The organism is Sphingomonas sp. UYP23, from assembly GCF_054059235.1.
Window position 1 is genome coordinate 610392 of sequence record NZ_JBSSBX010000001.1, and the last position, 22594, is coordinate 632985.

Annotated in this window: 24 protein-coding genes and 1 pseudogene; 13 read left to right on the forward strand and 12 right to left on the reverse strand. The window is 65.4% G+C overall.

Annotated elements, in window-relative coordinates:
* The first annotated feature begins 64 nt into the window (after nt 1–64).
* The 4 genes from ACVWYO_RS03205 to ACVWYO_RS03220 are packed head-to-tail and all read left to right on the forward strand — an operon-like array spanning nt 65 to nt 2067.
* Nucleotides 65–373 (forward strand): hypothetical protein, encoded by a 309-nt coding sequence (locus ACVWYO_RS03205; RefSeq protein WP_457348749.1) that lies wholly within the window; start codon nt 65–67, stop codon nt 371–373.
* The gene (locus ACVWYO_RS03210; RefSeq protein ID WP_457348750.1) at nt 370–570 is read left to right on the forward strand and encodes a hypothetical protein; all 201 of its coding nucleotides are present in this window, start codon (nt 370–372) and stop codon (nt 568–570) included. The genes ACVWYO_RS03205 and ACVWYO_RS03210 overlap by 4 nt, the downstream gene beginning before the upstream one ends.
* 50 nt (nt 571–620) lie before the next feature.
* Complete coding sequence (locus ACVWYO_RS03215) at nt 621–1685, forward strand: ribonucleotide-diphosphate reductase subunit beta (RefSeq protein WP_457348751.1); 1065 nt, start codon at nt 621–623, stop codon at nt 1683–1685.
* A 40-nt stretch (nt 1686–1725) separates the two neighbouring features.
* Nucleotides 1726–2067 (forward strand): hypothetical protein, encoded by a 342-nt coding sequence (locus ACVWYO_RS03220; protein ID WP_457348752.1) that lies wholly within the window; start codon nt 1726–1728, stop codon nt 2065–2067.
* An 801-nt stretch (nt 2068–2868) separates the two neighbouring features.
* Here ACVWYO_RS03220 and ACVWYO_RS03225 read toward each other — a convergent pair.
* From ACVWYO_RS03225 to ACVWYO_RS03235, 3 genes are all read right to left on the reverse strand, one after another.
* Entirely contained in the window at nt 2869–3156 is a 288-nt protein-coding gene (locus ACVWYO_RS03225; RefSeq protein WP_457348753.1) for a type II toxin-antitoxin system RelE/ParE family toxin, read from the reverse strand.
* A complete protein-coding gene (locus tag ACVWYO_RS03230; RefSeq protein ID WP_457348754.1) occupies nt 3146–3319 on the reverse strand; it encodes a hypothetical protein in 174 nt (57 codons plus the stop codon). Before ACVWYO_RS03230 ends, ACVWYO_RS03225 begins: the two co-directional genes overlap by 11 nt.
* Before the next feature lie 195 nt (nt 3320–3514).
* Nucleotides 3515–4213 carry a DUF6629 family protein gene (locus ACVWYO_RS03235; RefSeq protein WP_457348755.1) on the reverse strand — a complete coding sequence of 233 codons (699 nt, stop codon included), beginning with the start codon at nt 4211–4213 and terminating at the stop codon, nt 3515–3517.
* Nucleotides 4214–4448: 235 nt separating this feature from the next.
* Between ACVWYO_RS03235 and ACVWYO_RS03240 the strand changes: the two genes are divergently transcribed.
* The gene (locus tag ACVWYO_RS03240; RefSeq protein ID WP_457348756.1) at nt 4449–5036 is read left to right on the forward strand and encodes a hypothetical protein; all 588 of its coding nucleotides are present in this window, start codon (nt 4449–4451) and stop codon (nt 5034–5036) included.
* Nucleotides 5037–5123: 87 nt separating this feature from the next.
* On the opposite strand, the gene dxs is transcribed toward ACVWYO_RS03240, so the two are convergent.
* Nucleotides 5124–7049: a 1-deoxy-D-xylulose-5-phosphate synthase gene (dxs, locus tag ACVWYO_RS03245; protein WP_457348757.1), complete on the reverse strand. Its 1926-nt coding sequence runs from the start codon at nt 7047–7049 to the stop codon at nt 5124–5126.
* Between the two features lie 119 nt (nt 7050–7168).
* On the opposite strand from dxs, the gene ACVWYO_RS03250 reads away from it, so the two are divergent.
* A complete protein-coding gene (locus ACVWYO_RS03250; protein ID WP_457348758.1) occupies nt 7169–7708 on the forward strand; it encodes a GNAT family N-acetyltransferase in 540 nt (179 codons plus the stop codon).
* Here the strand turns inward: ACVWYO_RS03250 and ACVWYO_RS03255 are convergent.
* Both ACVWYO_RS03255 and ACVWYO_RS03260 read right to left on the reverse strand, forming a co-directional pair.
* Nucleotides 7705–8163, reverse strand: a complete 459-nt coding sequence (locus ACVWYO_RS03255; RefSeq protein ID WP_010185354.1) for a Fur family transcriptional regulator — start codon at nt 8161–8163, stop codon at nt 7705–7707. The genes ACVWYO_RS03250 and ACVWYO_RS03255 overlap by 4 nt on opposite strands.
* Before the next feature lie 52 nt (nt 8164–8215).
* Nucleotides 8216–8608, reverse strand: coding sequence for a MerC domain-containing protein (locus ACVWYO_RS03260; protein WP_140851722.1), 393 nt, complete (start codon nt 8606–8608; stop codon nt 8216–8218).
* 142 nt (nt 8609–8750) lie between these two features.
* Here ACVWYO_RS03260 and ACVWYO_RS03265 point away from each other — a divergent pair, with 142 nt between their 5' ends.
* The 5 genes from ACVWYO_RS03265 to ACVWYO_RS03285 all read left to right on the forward strand — a co-directional run bounded on the left by ACVWYO_RS03265 (nt 8751) and on the right by ACVWYO_RS03285 (nt 13049).
* Entirely contained in the window at nt 8751–9332 is a 582-nt protein-coding gene (locus ACVWYO_RS03265) for a hypothetical protein (RefSeq protein ID WP_457348759.1), read from the forward strand.
* A 68-nt stretch (nt 9333–9400) separates the two neighbouring features.
* Nucleotides 9401–10438, forward strand: a complete 1038-nt coding sequence (locus tag ACVWYO_RS03270) for a COX15/CtaA family protein (RefSeq protein WP_457348760.1) — start codon at nt 9401–9403, stop codon at nt 10436–10438.
* Nucleotides 10439–10588: 150 nt separating this feature from the next.
* Nucleotides 10589–11068, forward strand: coding sequence for a 50S ribosomal protein L13 (gene rplM, locus ACVWYO_RS03275; protein WP_010185350.1), 480 nt, complete (start codon nt 10589–10591; stop codon nt 11066–11068).
* On the forward strand, nt 11068–11619 hold the full coding sequence (rpsI, locus tag ACVWYO_RS03280) for a 30S ribosomal protein S9 (RefSeq protein ID WP_457348761.1): 552 nt from the start codon (nt 11068–11070) through the stop codon (nt 11617–11619). Before rplM ends, rpsI begins: the two co-directional genes overlap by 1 nt.
* A gap of 503 nt (nt 11620–12122) precedes the next feature.
* A complete protein-coding gene (locus tag ACVWYO_RS03285; protein WP_457348762.1) occupies nt 12123–13049 on the forward strand; it encodes a sensor histidine kinase in 927 nt (308 codons plus the stop codon).
* Nucleotides 13050–13060: 11 nt separating this feature from the next.
* On the opposite strand, the gene ACVWYO_RS03290 is transcribed toward ACVWYO_RS03285, so the two are convergent.
* From ACVWYO_RS03290 to ACVWYO_RS03300, 3 genes are all read right to left on the reverse strand, one after another.
* Nucleotides 13061–13828 carry a metallophosphoesterase family protein gene (locus ACVWYO_RS03290; RefSeq protein ID WP_457348763.1) on the reverse strand — a complete coding sequence of 256 codons (768 nt, stop codon included), beginning with the start codon at nt 13826–13828 and terminating at the stop codon, nt 13061–13063.
* Nucleotides 13825–14655: a diacylglycerol/lipid kinase family protein gene (locus ACVWYO_RS03295; protein ID WP_457348764.1), complete on the reverse strand. Its 831-nt coding sequence runs from the start codon at nt 14653–14655 to the stop codon at nt 13825–13827. The genes ACVWYO_RS03290 and ACVWYO_RS03295 overlap by 4 nt, the downstream gene beginning before the upstream one ends.
* A 69-nt stretch (nt 14656–14724) precedes the next feature.
* Nucleotides 14725–15171 (reverse strand): MarR family winged helix-turn-helix transcriptional regulator, encoded by a 447-nt coding sequence (locus ACVWYO_RS03300; RefSeq protein ID WP_457348765.1) that lies wholly within the window; start codon nt 15169–15171, stop codon nt 14725–14727.
* A 125-nt stretch (nt 15172–15296) separates the two neighbouring features.
* On the opposite strand from ACVWYO_RS03300, the gene ACVWYO_RS03305 reads away from it, so the two are divergent.
* Nucleotides 15297–17243, forward strand: a complete 1947-nt coding sequence (locus tag ACVWYO_RS03305; RefSeq protein WP_457348766.1) for an OPT family oligopeptide transporter — start codon at nt 15297–15299, stop codon at nt 17241–17243.
* Between the two features lie 182 nt (nt 17244–17425).
* Here ACVWYO_RS03305 and ACVWYO_RS03310 read toward each other — a convergent pair whose 3' ends face one another.
* The 3 genes and pseudogenes from ACVWYO_RS03310 to queF all read right to left on the reverse strand — a co-directional run bounded on the left by ACVWYO_RS03310 (nt 17426) and on the right by queF (nt 21622).
* Nucleotides 17426–18706, reverse strand: coding sequence for a glycoside hydrolase family 130 protein (locus ACVWYO_RS03310; RefSeq protein ID WP_457348767.1), 1281 nt, complete (start codon nt 18704–18706; stop codon nt 17426–17428).
* 42 nt (nt 18707–18748) lie between these two features.
* A pseudogene (locus ACVWYO_RS03315) lies at nt 18749–21023 on the reverse strand (glycosyltransferase).
* Between the two features lie 152 nt (nt 21024–21175).
* Nucleotides 21176–21622 carry a preQ(1) synthase gene (queF, locus tag ACVWYO_RS03320; protein WP_457348768.1) on the reverse strand — a complete coding sequence of 149 codons (447 nt, stop codon included), beginning with the start codon at nt 21620–21622 and terminating at the stop codon, nt 21176–21178.
* A 96-nt stretch (nt 21623–21718) separates the two neighbouring features.
* On the opposite strand from queF, the gene sseA reads away from it, so the two are divergent.
* Nucleotides 21719–22558 carry a 3-mercaptopyruvate sulfurtransferase gene (sseA, locus tag ACVWYO_RS03325; RefSeq protein ID WP_457348769.1) on the forward strand — a complete coding sequence of 280 codons (840 nt, stop codon included), beginning with the start codon at nt 21719–21721 and terminating at the stop codon, nt 22556–22558.
* Nucleotides 22559–22594 lie beyond the last annotated feature (36 nt).

Below are 22594 nucleotides of genomic sequence, written 5' to 3' on the forward strand. Positions count from 1 at the left end.
GCTCCTGTGCTATGATTACGAGCCCCCAACGCGCCGTTGGTGCATTGGATGCACGGGAGATTCGATGATGCGAATATTACGCCTCCGCAACGCTTTGCTGGCTGCCCCGCTGCTGCTCGCCGCGTGCGCGCATCAGGTGTCGAGCGCGGTGCAGCACACCGCCGACACGCCCGGTTTCCTGCTCGGCGTGTGGCACGGCTTCATCTTCCCGGTCGCCTGGGTGCTGTCGCTGTTCGTGCCCGATATCGCCGTCTATGCCGTCCCCAACCAGGGCGGCTGGTACGATTTCGGCTTCTTCATCGGCATCGTCTTCCTCGGCGTCGGCGCGAACCGCACGCGCACCGTTTACGTCACGCGCGTGGTACGGCGATGAGCCTGTCGATCGGGATCATGTACGCGGTCGCCGCGTTGTTCACGCTGATCGGTGCGGGCCTCCTGCTATCGCTTGCGCGGCCGAGCGCGCCGGGGAAGGTCTACGCCTTCCGCATGATCGGCATCATGGCGCTGTCGCTCGGTATCGTGCTGCTGATGTCGGCCAGCGCGATGTGGCGCTGGAGCGTCGCCGCCTGAACCCTTCCCCGTCTTACCCCATTTTCAGAACACAGTCCCGGAGTACCCCAATGTCCCTCACCGAAGCCCGCAAGCAGTATAAGCCGTTCGAATACCCCTGGGCGTTCGATTTCTGGAAGCGCCAGCAGCAGATCCACTGGATGCCCGAGGAAGTGCCCTTGGGCGAGGATTGCCGCGACTGGGCGCAGAAGCTCAGCGACCATGAGCGCAACCTGCTGACGCAGATCTTCCGCTTCTTCACCCAGGCGGACGTCGAGGTGCAGGATTGCTATCACGAGAAATACGGCCGCATCTTCAAGCCGACCGAGATCAAGATGATGCTGGCCGCGTTCAGCAACATGGAGACGGTGCACATCGCCGCCTACAGCCATCTGCTCGACACGATCGGCATGCCCGAGAGCGAATACGGCGCCTTCCTCGAATATAGCGAGATGAAGGACAAGCACGATTACCTGCAGACCTTCGGCGTCGACACCGACGAGGACATCGCCAAGACGCTCGCGATGTTCGGCGGCTTCACCGAGGGGCTGCAGCTCTTCGCCAGCTTCGCCATGCTGATGAACTTCCCGCGCTTCAACAAGATGAAGGGCATGGGGCAGATCGTCACCTGGTCGATCCGCGACGAGAGCCTCCACTGCGAGGGCATCATCAAGCTGTTCCACGCCTTCTGCGCCGAGCGCAACTGCATGACCAAGTCGGTGCGCGACGACATTGCCGACATGTGCCAGCACACCGTCCGGCTCGAGGACAATTTCATCGATCTCGCGTTCGAGATGGGCCCGGTCAACGGCATGACCCCCAAGGAGATCAAGAAGTACATCCGCTACATCGCCGACTGGCGCCTTGGGCAGCTGGGCATGAAGCCGATCTACATGATCGACGAACACCCCCTCCCCTGGCTCGCGCCGATGCTCAACGGCGTAGAGCACGCCAACTTCTTCGAACAGCGCGCCACCGAATATTCGAAGGCGGCGACGCGCGGGAACTGGAACGAGGTTTGGGACGGCTTCGACAAGCGCCAGAAGGCGAAGGCGGGTGTCGGGGTTGCCGTGGCGAACGAGGATGCCGGCGACGCGGGGGATATGTTCTCGCGCGCTGGGGTGGCAGCGGAGTAAATCCAGGTTCGACAAGTGGACGGGGGCGAGACTCAAGCTAATGGTAAAAAACTATCGGCTGGTTCTACTCGCATCCATCAGTTGGCTAATACTAACGGGGGCGGCTCCACAATACAAACTAGCCGCCCCGAATCGTCACGGATCGCCTATCCAAATCCAACGGTCGGCGAAATCAACACCTAGCGACGAAGATTTTTGCAAAGGCGCCTATCAGCACGATAAATCTTGTGGTGCGATTGCGGCCAATGCTGCAATAGATCAATCAAGATACGCCGCATGGCAAGCAATTGCGGCCTTCGTTGGTTTAGCGATTGGAACTGGAACGCTTGTCGCTGCGATTATAGCTGCTCGCTGGGCAAAAAAAGGCCGCTCTAGAGACTGAGCGAAGTGCTGCAGCCGCGGAGAAGGCTATCGACAACAGCCGACTCTCTGAGGAGCGGCAAAGCCGTGCTTATATTTTCGTAGAATCTATATCTCTTGGGCGGGCGACCAAAGGTCCTGCCCGAAACCAACCCGGAGCCATTATGTTGCTTCGCAATACGGGAAAGACACCCGCATTTGACGTGCTACACTACAGCGAACTCCAAGTGTTGCCCGTCGCTAATGAACACAACCTGATGCTTCCTGATTGCCTCGAACGAAGATCCGAGACCGACCTCCCTTCCGGCGGGACGATCAATGCCATCCGCTCGATTGGCAGAACCCTTACCGGCCAAAAGATTTCCGGAATAAGGTCGGGTTCCATGGCACTGTTTTGTCATGGAAAAATTGAATACTCAGACACGTTCGGGATAAGACGGCGTACGACTTACCGAAACAGATATTCTGGAATGTGGCCGACGGAAGCTACCCCTCTGATGACTTTTTGTGACGGTGGCAATGAAGCGACATAGGATTGAATGTAAACGACACGCCTAGCGATGCGGATTAAGCTCGTCACGGGCAATCCCGATCGAGACTCCACTGCGCGTCTGTCGTTTTGAGACTGATCCACCGCACGCTGGTCCGCCGCGGACTATATCGTTCGCGACACGGTGATGATTCGCCCCCTCTCCGCCCCCGCATTCTTTGAGCGTGCTTTCATCGAAAGCGGTGCGCTAATCTGGCCCAATGGCTTCGAACTGTCCGCCGATGCCCTACATCGCCGGCTCGACGCTGCCGGGGAACTGGTACGAACAGCTGCCTAAACGAGAGGCGGATACCGTCGCCGCGTATGCAGCACCGTCAGAACATCGATCTCGCCCTCGGGCGCGATCGCGTAGACGATCCGATACGGCAGCCCGGGCACCGCAAAAGCCCGCGTCCCCGCAACCTCGCCGACACGCCCAAGCTTCGAGAACTGCCCGAACATCATCGCGGTCTGAAGTATCCGGCTCACCACCCGCTCGGCGGCGCGCTCATTGTCCTGCGCGATCCAATCGCGGATCGCGACCAGATCGTCCCGCGCCTGCGGCGTGAGGTTAACCTTCAAGCTTGAGGTCGCGCCACACCTGCTCGACCGGGATCATCGCCGAACGATCGCGGCTTTGCGCCAATCCGCGCTCGATCTTCGCGCGCTCCCAGGCCGCATAGCCGGGGTCGGGCTCGCCAGCTTGCTCGGAGACCTTCTCGGCGGGGATCGCGATCGGCTTCATGCTCGCGAGTGTATCACCGTTTGCGCATTATGAAAAATCGCCGCTTGCGACCGTTCAATCCTCCCCCGCCAGGGGGAGGTGGCGGCCGCAGGCCGACGGAGGGGGCGGAAGCGGTGTCCTTTGCAAGAGAGCGCACTCTTACCTCCCCCTCCGGCGCATACGCGCCACCTCCCCCTGGCGGGGGAGGATTCAAGGTCACCCCCGCAACCAAGACAAAACAAACGGCCGCCTCGGCGCGCTCGTCCCGTTAGGCGTCGCCACATCGATGTCCTGCCGGTTGAACTGCCGATACAGCACCACGCTCAGCATCGCGGCATAGAAGCACCACACCGACGCGAACGCATAGCCCTTGACCAGATGCACGATCGTCAGCCCGATCACATTCAAAACCCCATACCCCCGCACCACCCGGTGCGTCGACAGCAGCAGCGCCCCGCACGTCGCGAGGATGTAGAGCAGCGACACCCACATCTGGCTGGTGATCGGGTTGGCATACGTAATCGAATGCTGCTCGATCACCGCGCAGGTCGGCGCGACGACGAGGCCGGTCATGTCCCACGCGAACACCACCGCCCCCACGCCGCACAGGCCAAGGATCACGCGCCGCCGCCACCCCGGCGGCTCCATCAGCACCACCGCGACGGGCATCAGCAGCGGCAGGATCCCGATCGCATAGAGCGTGAAGAGGAACACGCTATGGTCGACCGCCGTCGCCCCGAGCCGCCCCTCGAGCGCGAGCCACACCATCCCTTCGGAAAACTGGTGCACCGCGAACAGCAACGGCACGCACGCGAACAGCAAGGCGCGCGGCTCGCGGACATGCCGCAGCGTCGCCACCCCGACCACCCCGAGGACGGCGGAGGCGGTAAAACTGGCGGTGGCCGAAAAGCACATGAGCGCGGACTTTCAGGAAGCAGGAGGCCTCCAGATGCGGAACATCGCGGGCGATTGCCAGCGGCATCTCGCGCCCCCCACCCCCAGCGCGCGGCCCGCCGGGCAACACGGCCGTCCCACACCGGCCAGGCCGCTCGGCCAAGGCCACGCCCCGTCCGGTCTGCAACAAAAACCGGCTGTCCTACACGTACCATTTGGGTTAAATGGTGTGCCGCCCAAAAACGGAGGTGGCACAATGTCCGATTTCGAAGACCTGTACCCCCGCGAATATTTCCGCGTCGAGGCCGAGCGCCGGATCCGCGTCGAGATGGCTGAAGCCCGCCTGCGCGTCCGCAAGGACGGCAGGACCGCCGAGCGCCAGCGCGATTTCCTGGCGACGCTTGCCGATACCGGCTGCGTCTCGGTCGCGGCCGAGGCGGCGGGGATTCGCCCGCGCTCGGCCTATCGCTTGCGCCGCCACCCGGCGGGCGCTGGCTTCGCCAAGGCGTGGGACGAGGCGCTGATGGTCGCCGCCGGCCGGCTCACCGCGATCGCGTTCGAGCGCGCGGTGGTCGGCACGCCGCGCGAGGTGTGGCGCGGCGGCATGCTGATGTCCGAGATGAGCGTGCCGTCGGACAAGATGATGATGTTTCTGCTCCAGCACCTGTTGCCAAGCACCTTCGGCGGGCGCGGCGTCGAGCAGCAGAGCGTCGAACAGCGGATGGCCGATGCGCGCTTCACGCTGCCCGGTTCGCTCGAATCGCTGGTCGATGTGCCGGGCGATGTCGATATGCTGCTCGAGGTTGATTACACGCCGATGCCGCCGCGCGACGAGAGCGCCTGACGCCCGTGATGGTGTGACTTTCGCGTGACTTTCCGCGTGCGGCGAGCACAGCCCCTCCCGTTGCCGGGAGGGGCTGTCTAGCAGCGCTTACGCCCGCGCGCCCTCGACCACGCCGCCCGAATTGTGCCGCAGCGCCTTGAGCACCGTCTCGACGATCGCCTCGGCATCGAGCCCGGCCTGGGCATATTGCAGCTCGGGCTTGTCCTGGTCCTGGAAGATGTCGGGCAGCCGCATCGTGCGCAGCTTGAGCCCCGCGTCGATCAGCCCGGTGTCGCTGGCGAAGGTCAGCACGTGCGCGCCGAGACCGCCGACGGCACCTTCCTCGATCGTCACCGCGACCTCGTGCGTGGTGAGCAGCTTGCGGATCAGCTCCTCGTCGAGCGGCTTGGCGAAGCGCAGATCGGCGACCGTCGTCGACAGCCCCTTCGCCTCGAGCGCCTCGGCCGCGCGCAGCGCCTCGCCGAGCCGCGTGCCGAGCGACAGGATCGCGACCTTGTGCCCCTGCCGCACGATCCGCCCCTTGCCGATCTCGAGCGCCTCGGGAACCGCGGGAAGCTCGACCCCGGTGCCGTTGCCACGTGGATAGCGCACCGCGATCGGCCCGCTGTCGTGCAGGATCGCGGTGTGCGTCATATGCACCAGCTCGGCTTCGTCGGCCGGCGCCATCACCACCATGTTGGGCAGCGTGGCGAGATAGGCGACGTCGAACGACCCGGCATGCGTCGCGCCGTCGGCACCGACGAGGCCTGCACGGTCGATCGCGAAACGCACCGGCAAGTTCTGGATGCAGACGTCGTGGACGACCTGGTCATAGGCGCGCTGCAGGAAGGTCGAATAGATCGCGCAGAACGGGCGCATCCCCTGCGCGGCGAGGCCGGCCGCGAAGGTCACGGCATGCTGCTCGGCGATGCCGACGTCGAAGAAACGCTCGGGATGCGCTTTGGCGAAGGCGTCAAGCCCGGTGCCCGACGGCATCGCCGCGGTGATCGCGCAGATCCGCGGATCGGTCTCGGCTTCCTTGGAGAGCTGGGCGCCGAACACGTTCTGGTATTGCGGTGGCCCGGGGGGCGCCTTGGTCTGCACGCCCGAGATGACGTCGAACTTCTGCACGCCGTGATACTTGTCCGCTGCGGCCTCGGCGGGGGCATAGCCCTTGCCCTTCTTGGTCACGACATGGACGAGGATCGGGCCCTCTTCGGCATCGCGGACATTCTCGAGCACCGGGATCAGCTGGTCGAGGTTATGGCCGTCGATCGGGCCGACATAATAGAAGCCGAGCTCCTCGAACAAGGTGCCGCCCATCGCCATGCCGCGGGCGAATTCGTCGGTCTTGCGCATCCCCGCAGCGATCGGCCGCGGCAGCTTCTTGGCGAGCCGCTTGGCGAGATCGCGCAGGCCGAGAAACTCGCGGCTCGACACGATGCGGCTGAGATAGGCCGACAGCCCGCCGACCGGCGGTGCGATCGACATGTCATTGTCGTTGAGGATCACGACCAGCCGGTTGCCCGCTTGGGCTGCGTTGTTCATCGCCTCATACGCCATGCCGGCCGACATCGCGCCGTCGCCGATCACCGCGATACCCTTGCCGGGCTTGTCGGCGATCTTGTTGGCGACGCCGAAGCCCAAGGCGGCCGAGATCGAGGTCGAGCTGTGGGCTGCGCCGAACGGATCATATTCGCTCTCGGAGCGCTTGGTGAAGCCCGACAGGCCGCCACCCATGCGCAGCGTGCGGATCCGCTCGCGCCGACCGGTGAGGATCTTGTGCGGATAGCATTGATGCCCGACGTCCCAGACAAGCTTGTCGTTGGGCGTGTCGAACACATAGTGAATCGCGACCGTCAGTTCGACCACGCCAAGGCCCGAGCCCAGATGGCCACCGGTGACGCCAACGGCTGCGATCGTCTCCTGGCGGAGCTCGTCGGCAAGCTGGCGGAGCTGGGTGGGGGCAAGCGTCCGAAGATCGGCGGGAATGTTCACCGTGTCGAGCAGCGGCGTTTGGAGAATATCGACCATCCGGCCTGCTTAGCGTGGTGCAATCCGCCTGTCGATTACCTCGATCGCCACGCACACATTCTTGACGCACCGTACTTTGCGGCATCACATCGCGCCGACTCGTCCCGGGGGGAAATGCCATGACCGCGCTCAGCCATCGCCTCGCCGACGAGGCCGACATCCCCGCGATCGCCGCGCTGATGGAGCGCGCGATCGATACGCTGCAGCACGGTTTCCTGTCGCCCGACGAAATCGCGGCGAGCCGGTTGAGCATGGGGCTCGACACGCAATTGATCGCCGACCGCACCTATTTCGTGGTCGAGCAGGACGGGCAACCCGTCGGTTGCGGCGGCTGGAGCTACCGCGCCACGCTCTATGGCGGCAACGCCGGTGCGGCGCCACGCGATGCCCGGACGCTCGATCCGGCGACCGAACCCGGGCGGATCCGCGCGATGTACACCGACCCCGGCTTCGTGCGCCGTGGCATCGGTCGCCTGATCCTCGCATTGTGCGAGGACGCCGCCCGCGCCGCCGGCTTCGGGCGGGTCGAGCTGATGGCGACGCTGTCGGGCGAGCCGCTGTACCGTGCGGCGGGCTATCAGGAGATCAAGCGGGTCGCCAGGATGGCCGAGCGCGGCACGCCGGTGCCGGGCGTGCGGATGGGCAAGGACCTGGCCTAGCCGCAGTCGGCGCACTTGCCGCGCACTTCGATCACCGGGCGCACCGGCGAGAAACCCGCGGCTTCCGCCGCCGAGCGCACGCCCTTGGTGATCCGGTCGTCATCGAGATGCGTCGTCTGCCCGCAGCTGTCGCACACCAGGAAGATGCAGTCGTGCAGGCAATCGGGATGCGCGTTGGCGATATAGGCGTTCGAACTCTCAACCCGCCGCGCCAGATTGGCGCCGACGAACAGATCGAGGATGCGGTACACGCTGTTGGCGGCGACGCGGCGCCCTTCGGCCTTGGAGACCGCCTCGGCGATGTCATAGGCCGAGGCCGGCTTGTCGAACCCGGCAAGCGCGCGAAAGATATTGGCACGCATCGCGGTCCACTGTTCGCCCGAACGCTCGAGCGTCGCCTGTGCGGCCAGCGCGAGATCGGCGCCTTGCGGCTCGGTATGATGATGCGTGGCCATGGGACAGAGATAGGCGGTGCGGGCCCTCCCCGCAACGGCGCGACTCAGTCGGTCAGTTGGCGGCGCGGCGGTTGAGGTCGTGGCCGAGCGCGAGTGTCGCCACGCCGATCAGCGTCCACACCGTCTCCATCCCCGATCCGTCATGCGGCAGCGAGATCGCGCCGGCCATCGTGCCGAGCCCGGCCGAACCGACCACTGCCGGCATCATATAGCCATGCGTGAAGATCCCGCGCCCGAGCGCGAACACGCCGAAGCCGATCGCGATCGTCAGCCCGATTTCGTGGAACAGCGGGTTGAGTAACAGTCCGCCCGCGGTCGAGGCGAGCGCGATGAACACCGAGCTCGCGATGCAATGCACCATGCATAGCCCCGACAGGCCGATCGCCATCGTGTCGAACCGCTGTTCGATCCACCGGATGGCGGGGGTTTGTGCGAGAGTCGTCATGCTGCTCGCCATGTGGCATGTCGGCGGTCAGGTTACAACATATCATCGATGTTTTTTTGTGGTGGTGAGACGATCGATCTGGCGCGTCACCCCTGTTGGCGCCTAGCATTCGCCACCATTCCAAGGCCTTGGAGAACCCGCCATGCGTGCCGTGCTTGTCAGTCTGCTGTTGCTGTGCGCCACGCCTGCCTTCGCGACCCCTGCCGCAGCGGGGCCGGAAAGCATCGACATGTCAGATGCGACCAGGCCATCCAACGCCGAGATGACGGCGATCTACGACGCCGATCAGGCGGTGCGCATGAGCAAAACCCCGATCGACTGGAAACTGGTGCGTCCGGCCGACCGTGCCCGCCGGACACGGACGCAAGAGCTGCTCGGCACGGGATCGCTGCACAGCGCCGACGATTTCTACCATGCCGCTTACGTCTATCAGCATGGCGACCTGCCCGAGGATTATCTGACCGCACACGCACTGGCGGTGATCGCGGCAGCGCGTGGCAAGCCCGAGGCCGCATGGATTGCGGCCGCGACGCTCGACCGCTATCTCCAGAGCATCGGGCAGCCGCAAATCTATGGGACGCAGTTTCGGCGTTCGACCGGTTCAGACTGGTCGCAAGAGCCGTATCGTCGCGATCTCCTGTCGGACGCGCTTCGCCGAGCAAACGGTGTCCCCCCGATCGCCGAGCAGGAGGAAAAGCGCAAAGGCCTGCCCACCCAGCCATGAACACGCGGATCGCAGGTCGGACGCATTGTCCAATCGACGCGGCCCCCGGCGAAGCGTAGGATCACCCGATGCTCCAGGCGTCTTCGCTCCCCTCCACCGTCCGCCCGCGGACGCTGTCCAACTGGCTGCTCTTCGTCGCGGCGCTGATCGTCGCGATCGTCGTGATCGGCGGGATCACGCGACTGACCGAATCGGGGCTATCGATTACGCAGTGGAAGCCGCTCAGCGGCTCGATCCCGCCGCTGACCGACGCGCAGTGGCAGGCCGAATTCGCCAACTATCGCACGATCCCGCAATACGAGGCCTTCAACCAGGGCATGACGCTCGCCGGCTTCAAGGCGATCTTCTTCTGGGAATATCTTCACCGCATGCTCGGCCGCGTGATCGGCCTCGCGTTTCTCGTGCCGCTCGTATGGTTCGCGGTGCGGCGGCGGATCCCGCGCGGCTATCTCGTGCGCCTCGTCGCGCTGTTCTCGCTGATCGCGCTGCAGGGCACGTTCGGCTGGCTGATGGTACGGTCGGGGCTGAGCGGACGGACCGAGGTCGCGCCGGGCTGGCTCGCGACGCATCTGCTCACCGCATTGTTCACGCTCGCGGGCATGGTGTGGACCGCGCTCGATTTGCGCGCGCTCGCCGACAACCGGCTCGCGCGCCCGGCCCGGTTGAGCCTTGTCCCCGCGATCGCGATCACGCTGCTGTTCGTGCAGATCCTGTTCGGCGCGCTTACCGCGGGCCTGCGCGCCGGTTACGCCTTTGCGAGCTGGCCGCTGATGGGCGACGCGGTTTTCCCGATGGCGACGCCTTTCACCGATCCGCTGTGGCGCAACCTGTTCGACAACCCGATCGTCGTGCAGTTCATCCATCGCTGGCTCGCCTTTGCGGTCGCGGGCGGCATGATGATGCTGGCGGCACGTGCGCGGCGCGCCGGCGCTCCCCGCGTCGCGCTGGTGCTGATCGGCTTGGTCTGCGTCCAGATCGTGCTCGGCATCACGACATTGCTCAGCGGGGTCCAAATCGGCGTTGCGGTCGCGCACCAGGCCAATGCCGCGTTACTCGTCATCGCTGCCGCCGATGCGGCGTTTGCCGTCGGGCGCCGCACGATCTGACGGCCGGCACCTACCCCGGTATCCTGTTACCCGTCAGCAAACCCGCACTTTGCTTGACTTTGCCGCGTCTCCACAGCAATAGCGCGTTCAACGGTGCCGTCCTCGAAGGGGCGGCATCTGTCATTTTAGCATGTAAAGGTCACAAGCCCCATGAAGGCGCTGATGAAGACCACCAAGCCGGCATTGCCGCATGAGGTGGAGAAGAAATGGATCATCGTCGATGCCGACGGTCTGGTCGTCGGCCGTATGGCGTCGATTATCGCCAACATCCTGCGCGGCAAGCATAAGCCGAGCTTCACCCCGCACGTCGATTGCGGTGACAATGTCATCATCATCAACGCGGACAAGGTGCGGTTCACGGGCAACAAGCTCAAGGACAAGATCTACTACCGCCACACCGGCTATGCCGGCGGCATCAAGGGCGTCGCGGCCGGCAAGATCCTCGAGGGTCGTTTCCCCGAGCGGATCATCGAAAAGGCCATCGAGCGGATGATTCCGCGCGGGCCGCTGGGTCGCGCCCAGCTGCGCAACCTGCGCGTCTTCGCCGGTACCGAGCATCCGCACGAAGCGCAGAACCCCGAAGTCCTCGACATCGGCAGCATGAACCGCAAGAACAAGGTGGGCAACTGATGTCCGACAACCGCCAGTCCCTCGCCGATCTCGCCGGCCTGACCAACACGCCGGCACCCGCAGCCGCTGCGACGACCGCGCCTGCCACGGGCGAAGATTACGTTGCTGCCCCCGCAGCGCCGACGCACGAGCCGATGCCGCTGCGCGAGCAGATCCTCGACCAGTACGGCCGCGCCTATGCGACCGGCCGTCGTAAGGACGCCGTTGCACGCGTCTGGATCAAGCCCGGCACCGGCAAGATCACGATCAACGGTCGTGACCAGGAAGTGTATTTCGCACGTCCGACGCTGCGCCTCGTCATCAACCAGCCGTTCGGCGTGACCGAGCGTGACGGTGCCTATGACGTCGTCTGCACCGTCAAGGGTGGTGGCCTTTCGGGCCAGGCCGGCGCGGTCAAGCATGGCATCAGCCAGGCGCTTACCCGCTTCGAGCCGATCCTGCGTGCGCCCGTCAAGGCAGCCGGGTTCCTGACCCGCGATAGCCGCACGGTCGAGCGTAAGAAGTACGGCAAGGCGAAGGCCCGTCGTAGCTTCCAGTTCTCGAAGCGCTAAGCTTTCGGATCTGTGGTACGCAAAAGGGGCGGTCCGGCAACGGGCCGCCCTTTTTCGGTTCAGGCGGACCCGAGCGGCGCGATCTTGAATTGCGACGCACCCGCGCTGAAGTACGCGCAACCGCCAGACAATGACGAAAAGGGATGTCCGGGTTTTGACCGACGATCGCATGCCGCCTGCCGCGGGCCAGACCGCCTTGCTTGATGGTCCATCGGACGATGTAGTCGAGACGCCCGACTGCGCGACGAACGAACCGACATCCTTCACCGCCGCAATCGAGCAGGTCGGTGCCGGATCGCTGCTCGGCTATCGCCTCCAGCAGCAGGCAATCCTGTCCGATTTCGGGCTGTTCGCGCTGCAATGCCGCGACAACGAAGCCCTGCTCGCCAAGGCGGCCGAGATGGCGGCCGACGGGATGCGGACCGGGCTGTGCAAGGTGCTCGAATACCGACCGGAACAGCACGACCTCCTCTTTCGCGCCGGCGTCGGGTGGGCGTGCCGGAGTGATCGGGGTCGTCAGCCTCGCCGCCGACGACAAGTCGCCCGCGGGCTTCGCCTTCCAGAACGGCACCCCCGTCATCTCGAACCATCTCGAGGGCGAGGACCGCTTCCGCACGCCGCAGATCATGGTCGAGCACGGCGTCCGCCGCGCGATCAACGTGCTGATCTCGACCACGGCGGGGCCATGGGGCGTGCTCGAAGTCGACAGCCCCAGCGCCGGCCAGTTCGAGGCCGCCGACATCGCCTTCCTGCAGGGCTTTGCCAATTTGCTCGGCGTCGCGATGGATCGGCAGGACTATGAACGCCGCCTTGCCGAGGCGCTCGACTATCAGAAGGTGCTCGTCCGCGAGGCGAGTCACCGCGTCAAGAACAGCCTGACCATGCTGTCGAGCATCCTCCATCTCCAATCGCGCGGCAATCCGCTCCCGGAAGTGTCGAGCGCGCTCAACGAAGCCTCGGGCCACATCATCGCCATCGCCCGGACGCACGATCAATTGTGGCGCCAGGATACCGGACGGATCGAGCTCCCCGCGCTCGCCGAAGATCTCTGCGCGAGCCTTTCCGGGCAGCTCCCCAACGTCAGGATCGAGTGCGAAGCCGACGCGGTGTCGCTCCATGCCGATCAGGCGGTCGCAGTCGGGCTGCTGATCACCGAACTCGTCACCAACGCGGCCAAACACGCCTATGATGATGCCGGCGGTCGCGTGCTCGTCGCCGCGCGGACCGAGGGCGACTCGGTCGTCATGACGGTGTGCGATTTCGGCAAGGGGCTCCCGCCGGGGTTCGACCCTCACAACCGATCTTCGGCAAGCCTCGGCGTCCAGCTGATCCGCACGCTCGCGCGCAGCCTAGACGGCGTCGTCGAGGTGCGGCCTGGCGAGGGCACCTGCATCGCCGTCACCTTCCCCGCCCGGCCCGCCGACGGCTGATTCGGCTCGGCTCAGCCGACCCGTTCGCGCGCGAGCGGTCGGTCGGGTGCGGGAGTCATCGTCCGCAGCAGTACGTCGAAGCGGCCGTCGGCAACGCGGATCTCGTTGAACGACGGCGGCGTCGTGCGCGTCCGCTCCGACAGTGTCCCCGCGCCGATCATCCGCACGATATTGCCGTCGACGTCATGCGCGATGTCGAACGGGTCGTGGACATGCCCCGTCAGCACCGCAGTCGCACCCGCCGCCGCCAGCGCCTTGAGCGCCTCCGCCCCGTTATGCGTCTGCGCCGAGGTCCGCGTCTCGGGCTCGACCAACGGGTGATGGCAGGCGATGAAGATCAATTTGCCCGCAGGCACCTTGGCCAGCAAGGCGAGCGTGCGATCCAGCGCACCGCGGCTGACCTTGCCCTTCGACCAATTGAACCGCCACTGCGCCCGCGCGGTCGTCACCAAGGGCACGATCGCGACACCGGGCAGATCGAGCGGCTGCTCGACCATCCGCTCGATCTTGGTCATCCGCCGATAGGGGCGGAAGAAGCGGTCGATCGGGTTGAAATAGGGCAGATCGTGATTGCCGACCTCGACCGTCACCGGCACGCCGAGCCCCTGCAGCCACTCGAGACCCGCGGCGAACTCGCGCTGCCGCGCGCGCATCGTCAGGTCGCCCGTCATGATGACCGCGTCGGGTTGTTCGGCTTTGACCAGCGCGCCGAACCACGCGACCGCCGCCGCATCCTCGCGCCCGAAATGCACGTCGCTGACATGAAACAGGCGCATCACGCCTCCTCTTTGGTCGTGATGAAGAGGTCGCGCGTCGTGCCGATCCGGATCTCGCTGCCGGGGTCGAGCATGACGGGTTCGCCGTCGACGAGCGCGAGCGCCGGCTTGTCGCCACGCGTGCGAAAGGTCGCGGCATGGCATTGCGTCACCTCGGACGCGGCGACCCAATCCCCCGTCACCCATTCCCAGCCGAGCCGCGTCAGCGCGCGAAAATCGCGCGCGTCGATCGCCGCGATGTCGAGCTGCCCCGCCTCGGCGCGCACGAACACCGCTTGCGCACCGGGCTTGAGACCGGGAACGCCGTCGAGCCGGATGCCACGGCCGAAGGTGCGCCGCCACGCATGGCGCAGCGCACGGAACAGGCCGCGCACCCGTCCGGCCCGCACCATTTCGCGCGCGCGCACCCAGCTCGCAGCTGGCCCGAGGATGAGTCCGACAAGCGCGCGGTGCTCGGGCAGCTCGACCACCGGAAGCGCGATCCTACGCCCGCGCGTGATCGCGGCGGTGACGATCGCGGCGGGATCGGTCGAGCCGTGCAGCGCCTTGGCGAGCATGTTCATCGTGCCGCCGGGCAGGATCAGCACCGCGCCGCGCCACTGCGCCAGCGCATTGACCGCAGCATTGATCGTGCCGTCACCGGCGAAAAGCACTGCGGTATCGACCCCCGCCGCATCGAGCGATTCGGGGGTCGGCAAGGCGTCGTCGGGAAAAGCGGTGCGCCCGACCAGAGTCAGCCCCCGCTCTGCAAACAACGTCGCAATCGCGTCGGCCTTGGCGGGAGTAGCGGTGCCCGATTTGATGTTGGTGATAAACCAGAGTTTCTGCATGGCGCGCTCAACGCATGGTGCGGCCAGAAGTACCGCCTGCGCAACGGAAAAAACCACGGGTTGACGTCGTCAGCCGTTCGCCACGTCTTTTGCCGGTTGTGGATCGGACAGGTTGCCGCGGATCTGCTGCAACGTCGCCACCACCCGCGCCTGGTCGGCATCCGAGATCCCCGCCAGCGCGCTGTCGAGCATTTCGTCGGCGAGCAGCCCGAGATCGTCCAGCAGCGGCCGCGCGCGATCGGTCAGATAGATCTGCCACGCCCGCCGATCGTTCGGATCGCGCCGCCGTTCGACCAGCTCGGCTTCGGCGAGCCGGTCGATCATCCGGCACGCGGTGATCGGCTCGACCTCGAGCAGTTCGGCAAGCCCGCCTTGGTTGATCCCCTCGCCACGCTGAAGGATCTTGAGCACGCGCCACTGCGTCCGCGTCACGCCGATCGTGCGCGCTCGTTCGTCGAAGCGGCGCCGCATCAGCCGCGAGACGTCGCTGATCATGAAGGCGATCGAATCTTGCATGCCTCGCCCTATCATAAGCATACTCACGATATCCAGCTTTCGATTTGGCGTCCAAGGCGGGCGGCCCGTTCGCCCCCGGGCAAAAAGCGCTGTCGCCGCAGGTGTCGCTTGTGCCAGATGGTGCGATGACCGACCCCCGCCCTACCCCGATCGCCGAACTCACGCTGCGCGGCGTCCTGCTCGGCGGCGTCATCACGCTGCTGTTCACCGCGGCCAACGTCTATCTCGGGCTCAAGGTCGGGCTGACCTTCGCGACCTCGATCCCCGCCGCGGTGATCTCGATGGCGATCCTCAAGCTGTTCAAGGGATCGACGATCCTCGAGAACAATATCGTCCAGACGGTCGCGAGTGCCGCGGGTACGCTGGCGGCGATCATCTTCGTGCTGCCCGGGCTCGTGATGATCGGCTGGTGGCAGGACTTTCCCTATGTCCAGACCGCCGCGATCACGATGACCGGCGGCATTCTCGGCGTGATGTTCTCGGTCCCCTTACGCCGCGCGCTCGTCGTCGATACCGACCTGCCCTATCCCGAGGGTGTCGCCGCCGCCGAAGTGCTGCAGATCGGCGCCGGATCGCGCGAGGGCGAGGCGGAAGCGCGGCAGGGTTTGCTCGTGCTGATCTGGAACAGCATCGCTTCGGGCGCCTTCGCGATCTTCACCCAGACCAAGATCATCACCGACACCGCCGCGACGACCTTCCGCGTCGGTGCCGGCGCGACGGGGATTTCGGGCAGCCTGTCGTTCGCGCTGATCGGGGTCGGGCATCTCGTCGGCATCTCGGTCGGCGCGGCGATGGCGCTGGGGTTGGTGATCGGCTGGTTCCTGCTCGTCCCGATCCTGACGGCGGCGCACCCGGCACCGGGCGATATCGCCGCCTGGGTCAACACCGTGTGGAAGGGCGATGTCCGCTTCTTCGGTGCGGGTGTGATCGGCATCTCGGCAATCTGGACCTTGGTGAAGATCGCCGGCCCGGTGATCGGCGGCGTCCGCTCGGCGCTCGCCGCCAGCGCAGCGCGCGGCAAGGGCGAGACGCTCGCGCTCGAGGAGCGCGATCTGCCGATCGTGTGGGTTGCGCTCGTTGCGGTGCTGACGCTGCTGCCGATCGCCTGGTTGTTGTGGGACGTCATCGCCGGCGGCGCGCTGGCCGGATCGGCATTCCTGCTGATCGCAGGCGCGCTGGTGTTCGTGCTCGTCGCAGGCCTGATGATCGCGGCGGTGTGTGGCTATATGGCGGGGCTGATCGGCGCGTCGAACTCGCCCGTGTCGGGGATCGGCATCCTCGCGGTGATCGGATCGTCGCTGATGCTGGTCGGGCTGTTCGGGCAGCATCCCGGCGCCGACACGACCCGCGCGCTGATCGCCTATGCGCTGATCGTGACCGGCATCGTGTTCGGCGTCGCAACGATCTCGAACGACAATCTGCAGGATCTCAAGACCGGCCAACTCGTCGGCGCGACGCCGTGGAAGCAGCAGGTCGCGCTCGTGATCGGCGTCGTGTTCGGCTCGCTGATCATCCCGCCGGTGCTCAACGTGCTCAACAGCGGGATGGGCTTCGTCGGCGTTCCCGGTGCCGGGCCGAACGCGCTCGCCGCACCGCAGGCCGGGCTGATCTCCGCACTGGCCAAGGGCGTGCTGTCGGGCGACGCCAATTGGGCGATGCTCGGCTATGGCGTGCTCGCTGGGGTCGTGCTGATCGCGCTCGACGAACTGCTCGGCAAACTGCGCCTTCTGCGCCTGCCGCCGCTGGGCGTTGCGCTCGGCATCTATCTGCCGATGGCGGTGATCCTCCCGACGGTGCTCGGCTCGGTGTTCGGCTTTGCCTACGATCGCTGGGCGCGGGGCAGCGCCAATCCGGACGTCGCCGAGCGGATGGGCACGCTCACCGCGACCGGCATGATCGTCGGCGAGAGCCTGTGGGGCGTGGTGTTCGCCTTGATCGTGTGGCTGAGCGGCAGCGATGCGCCGCTCAAGCTGATGTCGGGACACGAAACCGAAGCGCTGGTCGGCGGGACGGTGCTGTTCTTCGCGGTCGCCGCGCTGCTGTATCGCCGCGCGATAGCGGCCACGCGCTAAAATCCCTCTCCCTTCGGGAGACCGTGGCCGCGCGCAGCGAGGTCGGGTGAGGGCAGTCACCGCTGGTCAGGCGAGCCGCCCTAACCCTTCCCACTGCGCTTCGCCCAGCGGGCCCAATATCGGGTGAACAGCGGCCCGCGCTGTTCACCCGGCATTCCTCTCCCTCCAGGGAGAGGAAGCAATCACGCCATCGCCTCGAGCAGCGTCTTGATGTTGATGAACGCGAACGCAACCGAGCTGTCCGCCACGCCATACGGCACGAACAGCGTCTCACCATGTCGGATCGCGCCGCAGGTATAGACCACATTGGGCACATAGCCCTCGCGGTCCTGGTTCGCCGCGGCGAGGATCGGCTCGCGCGTACGGCCGATCACCTTGGCCGGGTTTGTCTTGTCGAGCAGCACCGCCCCGATCGCATATTTGCGCATCGCTCCGACGCCGTGCGTCAGCAGGAGCCAGCCCTCGTCGAGCTCGATCGGCGGTCCGCAATTGCCGATCTGCACCAGCTCCCAGGGGAATAGCGGGCCGAGCAGCTTCTCGCCCTCGTCCCAATGCGTCAGCGTGTCGGACTTGATCAGGTATAGATTCTCGCCGTCCTGCCGACCGATCATCATGTACTGGCCGTTCACCTTGCGCGGGAACAGCCCCATGCCCTTGTTGCGCGAGGCCGAGCCCGACATCGGCACCAGATCAAACGCGCGGAAGTCGCGCGTCCGCATCAGCTCGGACTGAATCGTCGAGCCGTTATAGGCGGTATAGGTGCCGAGCCATTCGTAGCTGCCATCGTCATGCTGAAACTGGACGAGGCGGAGATCCTCGAGGCCCTTCGACTGCGCGGCCGTGATCGGGAAGATTACCGTGCCCGACAGCGTCGAATCGCGGTGACGATAGACGGTGATCGGCCCCTCGGGGAGTTCCTCCTCATCGAGCCCGACCGCATCGGTCGCGGTCGCGAAGGGCGGCTCGGGCGCGAGCTTGAGCTGGTTACCGTCGGTGATGATGCCCTCGCGGAAGGCGACCGAGGAGATATGCCCCTCACCCACTGCCCGCAGCGACATCAGGATGCGCTGCGATCCCGCCGGCATGCCCGACTGGTCAAAATGCGGCACCGCGCTGGGGTTCATCAGCGCCGCGGCGGCATAGCTGTACTCGTGGCAGAAATAGGCGCCGATCAGCTGGCGCTTTTCGTCGCCAATCTCGCTGCCGTCGAGCCCGAGCATCGACTCGATCTCGTCATACCGCGTCATGAAGACACGCCGCGTCTGCCAGTGCCGCGCCTCGAAATCCTTGAGCACAACCTCAAGCTCAGCGCGTGTTTCGGCTGCGTCGAGCGCCATCACCGCATTGACGATCCGCTCGGTACGATTTCCACCATTGCCGCTCCAAGCCAGATGGAAGGGCCGCACGACGACGCGTGACGGGTCGGCATGGAGTCGCAATGGGTGTTCAAACAGCTCGATCACAATATCGCCTCGCGTAACGCCTTGGCGACGTCGCGAGCGAGGCTACGCGACGGCGCGGTTTGGTCCTGCCACGCTTTGCGCTCGCTTTGCCAGCCCGGAAATGGTGCAACCGGCCAATTGCAGCGCCAAAATCGACTCGGCACCCTGATTTCGGTTGAGCCCGGTCGGCATCAGGCCGTCGAAACATCCGCCGTCTTGGGCTGTTGCCAGCGGCAGATCGAGATCGTTCTGGCCGAGATACCAGCGATAGGCGCGGTTCGCTTCCTCGACCCAGCGCATATCCTGCGACGCGTCGAATGCCGCGCTACAGGCGTCGATCGTCGCCTGCGCCTCGAGCGGCTGCTGGTCGAACTGCAGCGGTTCGGCATAGACGCGCCCGAAGCTCTCGCTGCCGACCGCGCGGAAGCGGCCGTCGGGCGAGGTCTGCTTGGCGACGATCCATTCGAGCGTGGTCAGGCCGCATTGGATCATGTCGTCCCGCTTGAGCGCGATCCCGGCGCGCAGCAGCGCCTCGGGAAGCCGTGCATTGTCATATGCGAGCACGATCTCGAACCATTCCCATTGCAGGCGACGCGCATCCTCGAGCAGGGCGACGAGTTCATCGCCGAAGCGCGTCAGGATCGTGCGCGCCAACGAGTGGTCCGGCACCGCCTCGAGCATTGCCGCTGCACCCAGCATCGCAAAGCCGTGCGCGCGTGGCGAACCAAGTTCCAGCGCGAGCGACGCGGTCATGTCGAACATCGACGCGGCCCACATGCGGTGCTTGTCCATCTGCGCATCGCGCGCGGTCACGCCGAACGCCCACAAAGTCCGGCCGTTCGAATCCTCGGATCCGAAATCCTCGCACCAGGTACGATCGAAATTCATGAAATTGCGGAAGCGCCGCGCTTCGGGGTTCCACGCATAATTGGAGGAACGACGCGTAGATCGTCATCCACTTGTCGCGCTGCACATCGTCGAGCGACGTCATCTGGCTGACGAGCATCAACGCGCGCGCATTGTCGTCAATGCAATAGCCGTGGCGGCGATCGGGGATCGAGAAGATCGAGTGCTGCAGCATGCCCGTCGAGTCGCTCATCCGCTCGACCGCGGCGAAATCGGGCGCGAGCGGCGTCAGCGCGGCCGTGCTGCTCGGCAGGCGAAGCGGCTTGGCGGCGACCATCTGCGCGATCTCGCGCATCGCGACTTCGGCGAGACGCGGCCAGATCATCGTTCGGCCACGCGCATAGGCACGCTCCGACAGCTTGATCCGATTGCGCTCACTGCCGAGCAGCGCGTTGATCTCGCGGGCAAACGCGGCCGAGTCCCCGAAATCGACCAGTACGCCATGCCCATCGGCAAGGATTTCCGTCGCGTGGACGTATGGCGTCGAGACGACCGCCTTGCCGACGCCGACGGCGTAGGACAACGTCCCCGACGTGATCTGCGCCGGGTTGAGGTACGGCGTCGCGTAGATATCCGCTGCCTGCAGATAATCGATGAGTTCATCATGCTCGAGGAACGCATCGATAAACTCGATGTTGCGTCCGACCCCATGGTCGAGCGCGAGCGCCTTCAGCTTGTCGCGATACTTCTCGCCCTCATGCGCAACAAGGTTGGGATGCGTCGCACCGAGCACGGCATAGAGCACGTTCGGATTCTGCTCGACGATGGCCGGCAGCGCATTGATCATCACCTCGATGCCCTTGCCAGGCGCCAGCAGCCCGAAGGTCAGGACGACATCGCGCCCTTCCCAGCCGAAGCGCGCCTTGAGCGAGTCCGGAACGACGAACTCGCGATCGGGGACGCCATGCGGAATCATCACGATCGAGCGGCCCGCCGCGCCATAGACGCGTTCGAGGATCTCGCGACCGCGTTCGGCCATCACCACCACGCGCGAGGCACGGCGCAACAGGCCCTCCATCACGCGGCGCTGATCGGCATTGGGCTTTTCGAGGATCGTGTGAAGCGTCACGATGACGGGCATCGACACACGCTCGAGCAAGGCGAGGATGTGCTCGCCGGCCGGCCCACCGAAAATGCCGTATTCGTGCTGCAGCCACAGGGCCTGAGCGCCGCTCGCCTCGATCTCGCGCGCGGCCTCCAGATATTGCATCCGGTCCTGCTCGGGAATGCTGCGCGTCACCTCGGGGGGATATTCGTACCGGCCTGGATGATCGTCCATTGCGTAGACGTCGATCTTGAGATCCGGGAACCGGCCTTTCAGAGCGGTAAAGGTGTCGGTGGTATAGGTCGCGAGGCCACATTTGCGCGGCAGGAAGTTACCGACCAAGGCCACGTGGTCGATCGAGTTCACGACATCCGCCAACTGCACCATGATCGCAAATCCTGTTTTTTTACGGGGTTTATACCCTCGAGTACCCTCTCCCGAACGGCCAAGTTTCAATATGGTTGCAGGAATGTTGCATTGCAACAGAATGAATCGGCTGATCCGGATCAACCTTGCGGTAAGATGAACGGCGGCCGCGTTTAACCACGACCGCGATACCCCGGAACGTCTTGCGACGGCAACCACAACCCATCGGGCGGAGCGCCAGACTGCCAGAAAACATCGATCGGGATGCCCCCGCGCGGATACCAATAGCCGCCGATTCGCAGCCATGCCGGCTGCATCTCGGTGAACAGGCGCTCGCCGATGCCGACCGTGCAATCCTCGTGAAATGCCTGATGGTTACGGAACGAGCCGAGAAACAGCTTCAGCGACTTCGACTCGACGATCGTCGCCGCCGGGGCATAGTCGATCACCAGATGCGCGAAATCGGGTTGGGCCGTAACCGGGCAGAGCGATGTGAATTCGGGAACGGCGAAGCGCACCAGATACAGACGGCCCGGGCGCGGATTGGGGACATAGTCGAGCACCGCCTCTTCGGGAGAGGCGGGCAGCGTGCTGGTTTGGCCGAGATGCGTAGGGGTCATGCGGGCAATATAGGACGGCGAAGCAGCCGCGTCATCCCGCGGTCTCGACGTCGCGCGAACAGGTGGTTAGGCTGCAAAAAAACGAGGAGACGATCGATGGATTCGCTGGTGACGACCGAGTGGCTCGCAAACGAGCTGGGCGCGAACGACCTGAGGATCGTCGACGCGACGTATTTCGCCGGCTTCGGCGATCGCGACGCCGCGGCCGAATATGAAGCCGCGCACATCCCCGGCGCGGTGTTCATGGATCTCGCGGAGATCGCCGACACGAGCAGCCCCCTGCCCGCGATGCTCCCCGCGCCCGAGAAGTTCGCAAGCCGGATGCAGTCGCTCGGCCTTGGCGATGGCAGCCGGATCGTGCTCTACGACAATTCGCCTTACCACACCGCGGCGCGCGCCTGGTTCATGCTCCGCACCTTCGGCGCGCACGACGTCGCGATCCTCGATGGCGGGCTCACCAAATGGCAGGCCGAAGGCCGCGAGACGGCAAGCGGCAAGGAGCAGCTGCGCCACCGCCACTTCACCGTCTGGGCCGACGACACCGGCGTGCGCACGCTCGATCAAATGAAGCGCAATGTCGACAGCGGGGCCGAGCAGGTGCTCGACGCGCGTTCGGCCGCGCGCTTCACCGGCGAGGAACCCGATCCGCGCCCAGCGACGCATCCCGGCCATATCCCGGGCTCGAAGAACCTGCCGGTCGGCGAGCTCTTCAATACCGACGGCACGTGGAAGACGGGCGACGCGCTCAAGGCGGCGTTCGAAGGCGCGGGCATCGATCTCGCCAAGCCGCTCGTCACCACCTGCGGCTCGGGCATCACCGCCTCGGCGCTGGCATTCGGCGCGCATCTGCTCGGCAATCAGGCGGCGGTCTATGACGGCAGCTGGTCCGAATGGGGCGCCGAGCGCTCGACGCCGAAGGCGACGGGCGCGGCGTAGTCCCTTCAAAAGCCCCTCCCCTTCAGGGGAGGGGCT